8 protein-coding genes are annotated in these 13,872 nt (G+C 51.5%); 3 read left to right on the top strand and 5 right to left on the bottom strand.

Annotated features, from left to right (window positions below; translation table 11 throughout):
• Positions 1-8: 8 nt before the first annotated feature.
• From accC to PsAD13_RS17925, 4 genes are all read right to left on the bottom strand, one after another.
• The gene (gene accC / locus PsAD13_RS17940) at positions 9-1,376 is read right to left on the bottom strand and encodes an acetyl-CoA carboxylase biotin carboxylase subunit (RefSeq protein WP_063289054.1); all 1,368 of its coding nucleotides are present in this window, start codon (positions 1,374-1,376) and stop codon (positions 9-11) included.
• A gap of 14 nt (positions 1,377-1,390) precedes the next feature.
• Positions 1,391-1,867 carry an acetyl-CoA carboxylase biotin carboxyl carrier protein gene (gene accB / locus PsAD13_RS17935; RefSeq protein WP_063292428.1) on the bottom strand — a complete coding sequence of 159 codons (477 nt, stop codon included), beginning with the start codon at positions 1,865-1,867 and terminating at the stop codon, positions 1,391-1,393.
• Positions 1,868-2,390: 523 nt separating this feature from the next.
• A complete protein-coding gene (locus tag PsAD13_RS17930) occupies positions 2,391-3,134 on the bottom strand; it encodes a DsbA family protein (RefSeq protein ID WP_063292429.1) in 744 nt (247 codons plus the stop codon).
• A 51-nt stretch (positions 3,135-3,185) separates the two neighbouring features.
• A complete protein-coding gene (locus PsAD13_RS17925) occupies positions 3,186-4,628 on the bottom strand; it encodes a M48 family metalloprotease (RefSeq protein ID WP_057464437.1) in 1,443 nt (480 codons plus the stop codon).
• A gap of 185 nt (positions 4,629-4,813) precedes the next feature.
• On the opposite strand from PsAD13_RS17925, the gene PsAD13_RS17920 reads away from it, so the two are divergent.
• On the top strand, positions 4,814-5,956 hold the full coding sequence (locus PsAD13_RS17920) for an aminotransferase class I/II-fold pyridoxal phosphate-dependent enzyme (RefSeq protein ID WP_063319037.1): 1,143 nt from the start codon (positions 4,814-4,816) through the stop codon (positions 5,954-5,956).
• Positions 5,957-6,011: 55 nt separating this feature from the next.
• Here PsAD13_RS17920 and PsAD13_RS17915 read toward each other — a convergent pair whose 3' ends face one another.
• A complete protein-coding gene (locus tag PsAD13_RS17915) occupies positions 6,012-9,020 on the bottom strand; it encodes an Rne/Rng family ribonuclease (protein WP_063319036.1) in 3,009 nt (1,002 codons plus the stop codon).
• Positions 9,021-9,824: 804 nt separating this feature from the next.
• On the opposite strand from PsAD13_RS17915, the gene PsAD13_RS17905 reads away from it, so the two are divergent.
• Entirely contained in the window at positions 9,825-11,078 is a 1,254-nt protein-coding gene (locus tag PsAD13_RS17905; protein ID WP_063292432.1) for an N-acetylmuramoyl-L-alanine amidase, read from the top strand.
• A gap of 268 nt (positions 11,079-11,346) precedes the next feature.
• Positions 11,347-13,797 carry a penicillin-binding protein 1A gene (locus tag PsAD13_RS17900; RefSeq protein ID WP_063319035.1) on the top strand — a complete coding sequence of 817 codons (2,451 nt, stop codon included), beginning with the start codon at positions 11,347-11,349 and terminating at the stop codon, positions 13,795-13,797.
• Positions 13,798-13,872: the final 75 nt, after the last annotated feature.

The raw sequence follows: 13,872 nt of genomic DNA, 5'->3' as shown, positions 1-13,872 counted from the left end.
AAATCTCCTCAGTTTTCTTCGGAGTTCTGTGCTGCGATGTGCGCTTCCAGGAACTTCTCAAGCCAATGGATATCATAGGCGCCGTTGGCGATATCCTGATTGTCCAGAAGCTCTGTGAAGAGCGGAACAGTTGTGTTGATGCCATCAACCACAAACTCGCTCAGAGCACGACGCAGGCGCATCATACATTCCACACGGGTCCGGCCATGAACGATCAACTTACCGATCAGGCTGTCATAATGTGGAGGAATTTTGTAGCCCTGATAAACGCCTGAATCTACGCGCACACCCAGACCGCCCGGTGGGTGGTAATAGGTGATTGTGCCCGGAGATGGTGCGAAGGTCAGAGGATGCTCTGCGTTGATACGGCACTCAATCGCATGACCAGAGAAGCGAACTTCTTCCTGATTGATTGACAGAGTAGAACCACCAGCGATGCGGATCTGTTCGATCACAAGATCAATGCCGGTTACCATCTCGGTTACAGGATGTTCCACCTGCAAACGGGTGTTCATTTCAATGAAGTAGAACTCACCGTTTTCATAGAGGAATTCGATTGTACCTGCACCGCGATACTTGAGCTTACGCATAGCGTCTGCACAAACTTCGCCGATTTCCATCCGTTGCTCTTCATTGAGCGCAGGGGATGGGCACTCTTCGAATACCTTCTGGTGGCGGCGCTGCAAAGAACAGTCGCGCTCACCAAGGTGGATTGCATTGCCCTGACCATCACCCAGTACCTGCACCTCAATGTGGCGTGGTTTGCCGAGGTACTTTTCCATGTACAGAGCATCATCGCCAAAGGCTGCTTTGGATTCGGAGCGTGCGGTTGAGATCGCAGTATCCAGATCTTCAGCTGTCAGGGCGACCTTCATGCCGCGGCCACCGCCGCCTGCTGCCGCTTTTACGAGAACCGGGTAACCGATTTCCTTAGCGATTGCATGGACGTCGTCTTCAGGAGTGATGCCACCATCAGAACCCGGCACAACTGGAATGCCCAGTTCTTTTGCCGTGGTTTTCGCCTGAATTTTATCGCCCATCACACGGATGTGCTCTGAGGTAGGGCCGATAAAGGTGATGCCGTGTGCCTCAAGAATTTCCGCAAAGCGTGCATTCTCGGACAGGAAACCATAACCGGGATGCACAGCGTCGGCGCCAGTGATTTCACAGGCTGCCAGAATCTGCGGGATGTTGAGGTAGCTGTCGCGTGCTACCGGCGGACCAATACAAACACTTTCGTCAGCAAGGCGCACATGCATCGCATCTTCGTCAGCAGTAGAGTGGACCGCAACAGTGCGAATGCCAAGCTCTTTACATGCCCGAAGGATGCGGAGTGCGATCTCGCCGCGGTTTGCGATGAGGATCTTTGAGAACATAGAGACTTCGCCTGTTATTCGATGATGATAAGTGGTTCGCCGAATTCAACTGGCTGACTATCTTCAACCAGAATTGCAGTCACAGTGCCTGACTTTGGTGAAGGGATCTGATTCATGGTCTTCATCGCTTCAATGATCAGAATGGTGTCGCCCTTCTTGATGGACTTGCCTACTTCAATAAAGACTGACGCGCCTGGCTCTGGTGCCAGATAGGCTGTGCCAACCATTGGAGAAGTTACTGCGCCCGGATGATTTGCAGCATCTGCAGAAACTGCAATCTCTACAGGTGCAGCCGCTGCTGGTGCCGGCGCAGCGACAGGAGCAGGTGCTGCTACTGGTGCCACTGCACCCACTGTCAGCTGACGAGCGACACGAACGCGGAGATCTTTTTGTTCCACTTCGATTTCGGTCAGGTTGGTTTCGTCCAGCACATTTGCAAGCTGGCGGATCATTTCCTGATCAAACTTAGTTTCTTTCGTCATCGTTTTCATCGTCCAGTTCGAAATGCCCTGACTAATGCCAGGAGCCTTCGGTTTGGCCCCCAAAGCGACTGTGCAGCAAGGATGGCCTTTAATAATCTGTGAAAATCCAATTGCTCAGAGCAAATGCGGACTTTCTGACTGAATGAACTACGCAAGCAGTTGGTTATTAACTGCTTAGATAGCCATTAATTCTCTATTTGCGAGATGCTGTCTTTTAAAAAGTATGCATCCGGAGTGCCTAGGCTGAGCATAAGGCAATATCATGTTTATTAGCGCAGAAAGGCACATAACGCTTTGATTTACTCAGAAGTACACAAATGTAGTTGCGCCTACGCAACCAATCTGTTCTCAAAAACTCTGTGTAATACGCTAGGTTTACTTGACGTATTGGTAAAGCGTAGCCAGGCAAATAAACATAACTGGCCCTCTTATATGGTCAGAGCGGACCAAGGAAAAGACCTTTGTCCGCTCTGAGTTGAGTTCTTAAGGATAAAGCTGCGAAAATGCGTTGATATGCGCGATTGGGACCAATCTACTCGCGTTCAGCTGCAATTTTTTCCTTCAAAGTGTCGTAGCCGACGGCTCCAACAATCACTTCTTCACCCAAAATGTAGGAAGGGGTTCCGGTGATGCCGAGCTGTTCAGCAATAGTGAATACTTCCTGGAAGGTTTCAGCGGCGCGGTTGGACTTCATTGATTTTTCCAGATCTGCATCAGAGATCCCGAGATCTTTCGCAACTTTCAGGCTGCTGGCGAGGTTTGCGCGGCCAGGCTGGCCCAGAAGTGCGAGGTGGAAGTCCTCGTATTTTTCTGGTGCGACTTCAGCAACTGCGATCGCAACGCGTGCAGCTTCCTGAGATGCTTTGCCCAGTACAGGGAATTCTTTCAAGACAACGCGGAGGTTCTTGTCTTCGTCTACGAGGCGAACAAGGTCAGACAGTGCGCGCTTACAGTAACCGCAGTTGTAGTCAAACAGCTCTACGAGCGTGACGTCGCCGTCTGGGTTACCGAGGACAATCTGGTAGTCGCTGTTGTAGATCTCATCAGAGAGGCTGGAGATAGCGCCTTTGCGTGCGCTTTCTTCTTCTGCGAGGCGGCGCTTATCAAGTTCCTGAAGCGCTTCCAGCACGATTTCCGGATTTGCGACAAGGTATTCCTTGATGATTGTTTCGACTTCAGCGCGGTTCACTGTTTCTGCTTGTGCAGAAAAAGTTGCTGGCAGCAGGGCGAACGTTGCTGCACATGTGATCGCAGCTCTGCGAATGAGTTTGTTCATGACGTCTCCTGTAACCCTGTTCGGGTGCTTGATTTTTATCAGTCTAATTTGTTAGCGGCGTCTGAGCTGAGGCACTTTGACTGACAGTATATCGTCAGCTTGTTGCCAGGCGGGTGAGCCGACTTTCAATTTTTTCTGAGCGCGTTTTGCGTAGCGCTGTGCGCTGCGAACATCGCCGCGGGTCATATGGCTTTGAGCGGTTGCCAGATCTGCTCCAGCGATATCGCCCAGACGGGCATTCGCGATTGCAAGCTGGGCATAGCCGTTCATGGAATATCTGTCTTTTCGCAGAGCTCTGGTCAAAATGCTCTTTGCTTCTTTCAGATACCGCTTGTCATCGGATGCGACCATTGCGAAGCCCAGCCAGATTTCAAAATGCGGATTGCCAGGATAAAGCGCCAGCGCCTTACGGAATGGCGCAATTGCGGCTTTCGGCTTGCCGCCTTCGAGCAGCGCCTGTCCTTTGATTTCATAAAAATACGGATATTCCGGCGCTTTTGAGATCAAGGCGTCAATTTTTCTGACAGCTTTTGACGCTTTGTCGGACCTCATGCTGGCAATGGCACGGGCATACTGCGCAGGGAGACTTTTGTCTCTTTCCGGATAGGCACGATAAACTGAGTTTCTGTGACTGGTGAATGCCAGCAGTTTGGCTTTTACCATGTCATGTTTCAGCTGAAGGCGCTCAGGGTCTTTCTTGTTAAAGTGCTTCGCCTTTTGAGCCCTGTTTTGAAGGGCGTTGAAACGGGCGCGAGGCATGGGGTGGCTGAGCGCGTATGGATCTACATACTGCGCTGAAAACAGAGCTTGATCCGCCATGCGTTCAAATGTTGTGAGCATGCCCTTGGCAGAAACGCCGATGCGATCGAGGTAGCGCAGGGCTGCTTGGTCAGCTGACGATTCTTCAGATCTGCGATAGGACAAGAAACTTCGTTGGGCGAGCGCTCCGCCGCCGGAGACGGCTGCTGCACCACCGCGGGCTATAGAGCTGTTGCCCGTGGTTGCACCTGCTGCCATAGCGCCTGCACCCAGGATCATGCCGATAACTGACATGATCTGTGCGTTTGAAGCTGCCTGGCGCATGCGAACCAGATGGTTGCCAGCAATATGGCCGGTCTCGTGTGCGATCACGCCGATCACTTCGCTTGGCGTCTTGGCATCCATAATGACGCCGAGGTTGATAAACATCCTTCGGCTGTCTGGAACAAAGGCGTTAAAGCTCTTGTCGTTGACCAAAATGATCTCAACCTGATTGGCAGGAAGTCCAGCTGCCCGGAAGATCGGTTTGGCGTATTCGCGCAGCAAATCTTCAGTTTCTGCATCGCGAACGAGGGGGAGCCCCTTCTTTTGTTGAGCTTGAGCTGTGGTGATTGCCACATTAGGTACAACCAGTGAAAGTGCGGTTGCTGTTATAAGAATTTTGCGCGCAAACTTTGTTGCTTGTGATTTGACTGGTTCAATCACACGTTTCAATGCATTGTTCTTAAATTGCACGTCAAGTCCCCTTAATTGGCTTGGCAGGCGCAGAGCGGTTCGCACTTAAAGTACTACATAGACTTTCAAATAAGCCTTAACCACCCAAGATAGGCAGTTATTAGGCAAAATTGCTAGGTAGCCCGAAAAATTAAAGCACAGGCTCTGAGAAGAAGAAATAAGAGGGAATGCATTTGTCAGTATTAATGGGATCAAAACGTAGTGAAGTCCTGCCTTTTCAAGCTATGGAAGTGCTGAATGCTGCCAACCGCCTTGAGCAAAGCGGAGAACATGTGCTGCACATGGAAGTGGGGCAGCCGGGAGCGCCTGTTCCTGACTCGGTTTTGAAGGTTGCGCATGACCACCTGTCTTCTGGCCGATTGGGATACACGGAAGCGCAAGGCATTCCGTTGCTGAAGAAGAGCATTGCTCGCTACTATAAGCAAACCTTCGGATTAGAGGTTCCAGAATCTCGCATTTTTGCAACTACGGGTTCTTCTGCCGGTTTTAACCTTGCGTTTCTTGCCGGGTTTGACAGAGGGGACCGCATTGCGATTACATCTCCGGGCTATCCGGCCTACCGCAATATTATTGAGGTGTTAGGGCTGGAGTGTGTGGAGATTGAGGTCGGCCCGGAAACGCGCTGGTCGCTTACCCCTGAGATTCTTGAGGCTGTGCATAAGGAGAAGCCGCTAAAGGGCGTGCTTGTGGCCAGTCCGGCAAATCCAACCGGGACCATGATGTCTCCTGATGCTCTCAAGGCGCTGGTTGAAGCTTGTGAGGCGATGGATCTGTGGTTCATCTCCGATGAGATTTACCATGGGCTTGCCTATGATATGGAGGAGGAGACGGCGCTCCGCTTTACGGACAAGGCGATCATCGTCAATAGCTTTTCCAAATACTATTGCATGACAGGTTGGCGTATTGGCTGGATGGTGTTGCCTGAAGTGCTTGTACGTCCGATTGAGCGGATTGCGCAGAGCCTTTACATTTCGCCCCCAGAGTTGGCGCAGGTGACTGCAGCTGCTGCTTTTGATGCGACGGAGGATTATGAGAAGATCAAGGCTGGGTATGCTGCCAACAGGCAGGTGCTGCTTGATCATCTTCCTCAGCTTGGTTTTGATGTGCTGCCGGTTGACGGTGCGTTCTATGTGTATGCCGGTGTTTCAAAGCTCACCAACGATTCCATGGAGTTCTGTCAGAAGATGTTGGCAGAGACACATATTGCAGCGACGCCCGGCGTAGATTTCGATCTGACGCGCGGGAATCAATTCATGCGCTTTTCCTTTGCGGGGAAGGAACCTGATATCAAGCTTGCGGTAGAGCGGTTGGAAAACTGGCTCAAGTAACAGGCAATAAAAAAGCCCGCTCAGTTGAGCGGGCTTTTTTTGAACTTGTTTCTTCTTAGAAGAAAGAGCGGCGCTGCCACCAACCAGTGCGGCGCGGCGAGTCATCATCGCCTTCAACGGCAACGGTTTCCCCTTCAACAACCTTATGCGATGTCACAACCGGTTTGGTTGGCGCTTTCGGTTTCGCTGGTGCTTCGGCCTCAACTTCTGCTTCTACAGCTTTAGGGGCCTCGACAGCCGGAGCTTCTTCCTTCACTTCAACCTTAGCGACTTCCGCAGGCTTTTCTTCTTTAGGCTGCTCAACCACCGGTTCTGCAGACTTGCTCACTGGTTCTGCCGGAGCTTCTGCAGGTTGCTCTGCTTGTATTGCCACTTCTGCTGGAGCTTCTTTCACTGCGACGTCTGAAGTTTCTTCTACCTGAGGGGCAGGGGCTTCGGTTGCTTCTGTAGAAGCTTCCTTTTCAGCTGTTTCCTCAGGTGCAGGTTTTACTCTGCGACGACGGCGAGGCTTGCGGGTTTCTTTCTTCGGCTCTTCTTCAGCTACAGCCTCTGTTACCGGCTCTGCAGGAGTAGCAGTGTCTTCTGCAGCTACTGCCTCATCTGCGGTCTCAGATTTTGCTTCTGCGATGATCTCTTCAACGCTGTCCGCAGAGCTTTCTGCTTCCTCGGAGCTTTCACCGTTCTCGCCGTTTTCTTCAGATGCGCTTCTGCGACGAGAGCGGCGGCCACCACGGCGACCACGGCGACGCTTGCGGCGGCGATCTTCTTCTTCGTCTGTTAGCTCAGTAGAGTCCACGTCAGCTGACTTTTCTTCAGAGGATGCGTCTTCTTGAGCGGACGGCTCTTCAGCGCTCGCAGATGTTGTCTCCTGCTGCTCAGCTTCGTCTTTCTCGTTGCCAGTGCGACGACGGCGACGACGACGGCGACGACGACGATCATTGCCGTCCTCATCAGCTGCTTCTTGCTTCTCTTCCTCTACAGTCTCTTCAACAATTTCTTCTTCTTCTTCCTCCTCAACGGGGAAGATGGTGTCGGGCTGAACTGTAGCTGGCAGAGGCTGCGTACGCTCGCTTGGTGTTGCAAGCTCGCCGCGCTCCAGAGTGAAGTGCTGCTCGGTAACGGTGTCGTCTCCGAGAATAGAGATTTCCAGACCGAAGCGACGCTCCAGATCCATCAAGTGATGGCGCTTCTGGTTGAGAATGTACATCGCCACTTCATTTGGCGTGCTCAGATTCAAGTTGTGAGTAGAGCCACGCAGCAGCTGATCTTCCAGGGAGCGGAGGATATGCAGAGCAACAGATTCTACTGAGCGCACGATGCCAGAACCATGGCAGTGCGGGCAAACAACTGATGAGCTTTCGAGTACGCCGGTGCGGATGCGCTGACGTGACATTTCGAGCAAGCCGAAATGTGAGATGCGGCCAACCTGAATGCGGGCACGGTCAGACTTCAGGCATTCTTTCAGGCGACGTTCAACAGCGCGGTTGTTGCGGTTCTCTTCCATGTCGATGAAATCGATAACCACAAGACCGGCGAGGTCGCGCAGGCGAAGTTGACGCGCAATTTCTTCTGCGGCTTCCAGGTTGGTTGCCTGAGCTGTGTCTTCAATGTTCTGTTCGCGGGTTGCTTTCCCGGAGTTCACATCAATCGCAACAAGAGCTTCTGTCTGGTTGATGACAATGTAGCCACCGGACTTCAGCGTCACCTGTGGTGAGAACATTGCGTCGAGCTGGGCTTCTACACCGAAACGGGTGAAGATTGGCGTTGCATCGCGATAAGGCTGAACATTCTTGGAATGGCTTGGCATCAGCATGCGCATGAAGTCTTTCGCTTCACGGTAGCCTTCTTCGCCAGAAACCATAACCTGATCAATGTCTTTGTTGTACAGGTCGCGAATAGAGCGCTTGATCAGGCTGCCTTCCTCGTAAACGAGGGTAGGGGCTGCTGAATCAAGGGTCAGTTCGCGGACATTTTCCCAAAGACGCAGGAGGTATTCGAAGTCACGCTTGATTTCTGCTTTGGTTCTGCTGGCGCCTGCTGTGCGCAGGATAACACCCATGCCGTTCGGCACATCCAAATCACCAGCAACCTGCTTCAGGCGCTTGCGGTCTGTTGGCTTCGTGATCTTGCGGGAAATCCCGCCACCACGGTCGGTGTTTGGCATCAAAACAGAGTAACGGCCAGCGAGGGACAGATATGTTGTCAGAGCAGCGCCTTTATTTCCGCGCTCTTCCTTCACGACCTGTACCAGCAGCAGCTGACGGCGTTTGATGACTTCCTGAATCTTATAGTTGTCGCGCAGACGGCGAGGGCGTGCGGTAACTTCTTCTTCCGCTTCCTCTTCGCTATCATCCTGCTCTTCAGCTTCAGATGTCTCTTCTACAGTTTCCTCAGTCGCGTCTTCTGATGCGGCTTTGTTGGAAGCTTCTGTGTCTTCAGCAGTATCAGCCTCAGCTACAGGCTCTTTTGAAGAAGGCTTGGCAGCCGTTGCATCACCAGCGCTTGCTTTTTGCGCTGTAGAATTGCCAGCTTCGTCTTCTTCCGCAGCTTCTGCCTCGATATCCTCGATGCTGTCATCCTGGAAAGGAGCATCCATGCTGGCAAGAGCTTCGGCCTCGTGTTCTGCTTCCAGAGCACTGGTTTCAGCTTCGATCAGCTCAGCAACAACATCTTCAGAAGCTTCTGCGGCTTTCGTTGCAGCAACCTTTTGAATTTCGGCTTCACGCTTTGCTTCTTCTTTTTCTCTGCGGGCACGTTCACGCTGGTTTGCAGCTGCTTCGGCTGCAAGCTGAGCTTCAAGAGCCTCCCGGTCTTCTTTCGGGAGCTGATAATAATCCGGATGGATTTCGCTGAAGGCGAGGAACCCGTGTCTGTTGCCACCATATTCAACAAAAGCGGCCTGAAGTGATGGCTCTACTCGTGTGACTTTAGCTAGGTAGATATTTCCGCGAAGCTGCTTTCTGTTTGCGGCTTCAAAGTCAAATTCCTCAACCCGATTCCCGCGCACGACCGTAACCCGGGTCTCCTCCGGGTGGGTCGCATCTATCAGCATCTTGTTTGCCATGAAGTGAGTTCCTTAGGACCAAACACTGAAGACGGCGCGAGTGGCGCTGAGATTTGTACATCGTCAGGTCGGTCAACTTGTTATGTAAGTTGCTAGTAGAAAAGGAGAGACGGCGGCGCGCATGATCACGGCAAGAAGGGACCGACTGACACGTCGGCGCACTGCTTCTTAACTCATGTTCATTTGTATTTGCGCGTAGCTTTGACAAACCGTTCGCCCTTAATGATCTCTTTTGACCGCCCATAAGGCGGTATGCTTGAAATGGAAGCGCTTCTTCAGGCTTCCAATCTGTAAACGTCTGTTCCTGCGCCTAGCTGCCGTATCTCTCCGAAAATTCGGGGATAAAGCACTTATCCAAAGCGACAGAAAATCTGTTCACAACCCGCCATGACCGAAAATGTCACGGCAAAACTCTGTCTTGGCTCTCGAGCAGACTGCTCTTCCAGTTGGTTTATACCGCATCCTCATCAACAAACCGGAAACGGCACAAATGGCTCATATGGGCTTTTTGAAACATTTCGATCAGTTTGAAAACTGCGAAAATCTCAGGATATCAGCTTCAAAAAATATGGCTCACAACTTTACGGAACAATTCCAAATCGAAGTCCTAGTAAACCTTTTACGATCCCTCGAGACGCTTGGCAAGCTTGGGAAAATCGATCTGGCGATGTCTTGCTACGAAAGCTGCAGTTGTTAATCAATGCTTAATGATAGGTTTGGCGGGGTGACTTTCGCTTAATCGTGTTTTAATCGTTCAACTTGATTTAAACTAAATTGCCAGTGTTTCTATAGGGGAGTGAAAAGGTGAGCCGCATCAGTCATGCATTCAGGTTCTGTGCTCTCAGCTTTTATTGTGTCGCGTTTTCTCTCATTGCAACTGTTGCCATGAGTAATGCTGTATCGGCGCAAAACGCGGTTTCGGTCGTTTCTGATGCACGTGTTGCCGGAGATCTGGCACGGACGCGCTTCATTCTGGATATGGATGGTGAGGTTGGATATAACCTTTCATTCTTGTCTCACCCTTATCGGTTGGTGATTGATCTGCCGTCTGTCACCTTCCAGTTTCCAAGAGATTTCGTGCCAAAAGGGCGGGGGCTGGTTCGGTCCTGGCGGTATGGCTCCATCTCCAAAGGGCGTTCCAGGGTAGTTCTTGATCTCAATTCTCCAGTCGCTCTGGATAAAACCTTTTTGCTGCCTGGCGTACAAGATCAACCAACACGGCTGGTTATTGATCTGACCGAATCTTCTCCTGATGAGTTTGAAGCTGCGGTTGGTCAGGCCACCTCTCATGCGCAGCCAGTAGGGGCGACGGCGTCTGTTCCAAAGCAAGACACTCAAGAGCCAGCTGCAGCGACTGAAAACGATCTGCCCGTGATCATTATCGATCCGGGACACGGCGGTGTTGATTCTGGTGCGGTTGGCAGTAATGGCACGCTTGAAAAGGCGATCGTTCTGAATTTTGGTCGGTTTTTGAAAGAGAAACTGGATAAACTTGGCTACTATCAGGTCTATCTAACCCGTGATGATGATAAATTCATCTCTTTGGGGAACCGGACCAAGCTGGCGCGTGGGAAAGGGGCTGATCTGTTCATCTCCATTCATGCGGATTCGATCACAAATGGGGCAGAGACGACGCGTGGGGCCTCAATCTACACTCTTTCAGAGCGGGCGTCTGACCGGATGGCGGCTGCGCTGGCGCGCCGTGAAAACTATTCGGATGTGATTGGCGGGGTCGATTTTTCTGATGAACCTGAAGAGGTTACAGATATTTTGGTTGAACTCACCCGTCGTGAAACCAAGAATTTTTCAATTCATTTTGCACGGTTGGTGGTTGAAGAACTTAAAAGCGCCACAACAGTTATTAAAAATCCTCTTCGTTCTGCGGGGTTTCAAGTGCTGAAAAGCCACGATGTTCCGTCTGTTTTGATTGAACTTGGATTTCTTTCCAATAATCTGGATGAGAAAATGTTAGGTTCTGATGAGTGGCGGGAACGCGTGTCGGATGCGATTGTTCAAGCGACGAACGGTTTCTTTCGGGCTAGAATTGCGCAGCAATAGCTGTTTGGTGTGATTGTTTTTCGGGTGCGTATATGTCGCTGCTGCAGTGGGATAAAGACTAAGTTCCTGCCTCAGCTTTGCCATAATGAAAAGCGATTGGGTGCCAAACTGTAACAGTGAAGTCTGGATTCGATTCTGCTGCATTCATTCAGGGCGAGACCTCTTGACCCTTAACGGGAAATGCATCAGGAACGGCGTTTGAAACTGGCTCTGGAATGCTGGCTTCACGACACGAACATTCTTAGCGGGAAAGCAAACGAGCCCGAATATGAGATTATTTTTAAAGTTCATTGGATATCTCTTTGGGATTTCAGTTGTTCTGGGGCTGATTGCAGCTGCCGGATTGTGGATTTATCTCAATGACATAACCAAGGATCTACCGGACTACACCGCGCTGAAGGATTATGAGCCGCCAGTCATGACACGTGTGCATGCTGCTGATGGTCATCTTATGTATGAGTTCGCGCGTGAACGGCGTTTGTTTATTCCGATTCAGGCTATTCCGGACCGTGTGAAGCAAGCTTTCTTGTCTGCTGAAGATAAGAACTTTTATGAACACATCGGGATCGACCCGTGGGGCATTGGCCGTGCGGTGATCACAAACGTTCGTAACAGTGGGTCTGGGCGCCGCCTTGTTGGAGCGTCCACGATTACTCAGCAGGTTGCAAAGAACTTCCTTTTGACCGGTGAGCAGAAGTATGAGCGCAAGATCAAAGAAGCGCTTCTTGCTTTGCGTATTGAGCAAGCGTTTACGAAAGAAGAGATCCTTGAGCTTTATCTGAATGAGATTTATCTCGGTGTTGGCGCATACGGTGTTGGCGCTGCTTCCCTGATCCTTTTTGATAAATCTGTTCACGAGCTTGAGCTTGAAGAGATTGCATATCTCGCTGCGGTTCCTAAAGGCCCGTCCAACTATCATCCTTACCGCTACCGGGACCGTGCGATTGAACGCCGGAACTGGGTTATCGACCGTATGGTTGAGAACGGCTACGTAACAGTTCAGGAAGGTATTGAAGCTAAGGCCAAGCCTCTTGATGTTAAGCTGCGTCCAACTGGTAACCTCGTGAAAGGCTCTGAGTATTTCTCTGAGGCTGTGCGACGCCAGTTGGCCGGTCAGTACGGTGAAGAGAAGCTTTATGAGGATGGTCTATCCGTTCGTACATCCCTTGATCCTGACATGCAGCTGAAGGCGCGTAAGGCACTGCGTGACGGCCTGGTTGACTTCGACCATAAGCGCGGTAAATGGCGCGGTCCGATCAGTACGATTGAAATCACCTCCAGCGACTGGGGCGCGGCTCTAGCTAAAGTTCAGACGCTGAACGATGTCCCTGAGTGGACGAGTGCGGTGGTTCTGTCTGTGAGTAATCAGAAGGCCGTTGTAGGTCTTCGTCCAAAGCGCATGGCAAACCGGAAACTTTCTACTGAGCGTGTCCGTGCAGATCTCTCCCTGAGTGATATGAAATGGGCTCGCGTCAACGGTCGTGCTCCTCGCAATGTGCAGGAAGTATTAAGCCCGGGTGATGTGATTTACGTGCAGCGTCAGGTGAGTGGCAAGTATGTGCTGCGGCAGGTGCCTGAGGTTTCGGGTGCCATTGTTGCCATGGACCCGAATACTGGCCGTGTTGTCGCGCTGGTTGGTGGCTTTAGTTACGCCGAAAGCCAGTTTAACCGTGCGACGCAGGCTTGGCGTCAGCCGGGCTCTGTGTTCAAACCGTTCGTTTATGCGGCTGCGCTGGATAATGGCTATACGCCGTCTTCAGTGGTGCTCGATGCGCCTGTTGAGATTGAGCAAGGACCAGGGCAGGACCCGTGGAAGCCACAGAACTATGGTGGCAAGTTCTACGGTCCGTCTACTCTGCGTACTGGTATTGAACTTTCCCGTAACGTGATGACTGTTCGACTTGCTCAGGACATGGGCATGGATCTAGTTGCTGAATATGCACGCAGTTTCGGCATTGATGACAATATGATGCCGGTGCTCTCTATGTCTCTTGGTGCGGGTGAAACCACCGTGATGCGCATGACAGCAGCTTATTCCATGATGGCCAATGGCGGGCGCCGAGTGCAGCCTACTCTGATTGACCGTATCCAGAACCGTTATGGTGAGACTATCTATCAGAACGATCAGCTTGTTTGCACAGACTGCTCCGAGGAGTATTGGAGCAATCAGGGAGAGCCTGAGCTTATTGATACTCGTGAGCAGGTGCTTGATCCTATGACCGCCTATCAGATCACGTCCATGATGGAAGGCGTGGTCAAGCGCGGTACGGCGACAAGTGTTAAAGCTGTTGGCCGTCCTGTTGCTGGTAAAACTGGTACCACCAATGATGAGCGTGATGCATGGTTCGTTGGCTTTACACCAGAACTGACCGTGGGTGTGTTTGTTGGATATGATACTCCGCGCAAAATGGGCCGCGGTGCGACTGGTGGTCAGGTTGCGGCACCAATCTTCACGGCCTTCATGAAAGATGCTCTGAAGGATGCGCCTCCATTGGAGTTCCGTGTTCCAAGCGGATTGCGTCTGGTATCTATCAACCGCCGTACTGGTCTGCGGGCTGGTGCTGGGGCTCCGGGTACAATTCTGGAATCCTTCAAGCCAGGCACATCGCCACCAGACAGTTACTCTGTCATTGGCTTCCAGGATGAGATTGGTATCCGTCAGGATCTGTCTCCGGAAGCCGGGCGCGCCGTTATGTCCGGCACAGGTGGACTTTACTAAAAACTTCATGGGCTGGCCTTGCTAACTGCATGACCAGCCCACAGTTTCTGTGGTCTGACTGATTGCGGAAATCGT

This window comes from Pseudovibrio sp. Ad13 (genome assembly GCF_001623225.1).
Lineage (GTDB): Bacteria > Pseudomonadota > Alphaproteobacteria > Rhizobiales > Stappiaceae > Pseudovibrio.
The sequence above is the reverse complement of the archived record's forward strand: the minus strand, read 5'-3'. Positions and strand labels throughout refer to the sequence as shown.

Bases quoted from the DNA above. Each gene is read 5' to 3' on its own strand.
- accB (WP_063292428.1), bottom strand. From the start codon at position 1,867: ATGAAAACGATGACGAAAGAAACTAAGTTTGATCAGGAAATGATCCGC.
- accC (WP_063289054.1), bottom strand. From the start codon at position 1,376: ATGTTCTCAAAGATCCTCATCGCAAACCGCGGCGAGATCGCACTCCGC.
- PsAD13_RS17920 (WP_063319037.1), top strand. From the start codon at position 4,814: ATGGGATCAAAACGTAGTGAAGTCCTGCCTTTTCAAGCTATGGAAGTG.
- PsAD13_RS17930 (WP_063292429.1), bottom strand. From the start codon at position 3,134: ATGAACAAACTCATTCGCAGAGCTGCGATCACATGTGCAGCAACGTTC.
- PsAD13_RS17915 (WP_063319036.1), bottom strand. From the start codon at position 9,020: ATGGCAAACAAGATGCTGATAGATGCGACCCACCCGGAGGAGACCCGG.
- PsAD13_RS17900 (WP_063319035.1), top strand. From the start codon at position 11,347: ATGAGATTATTTTTAAAGTTCATTGGATATCTCTTTGGGATTTCAGTT.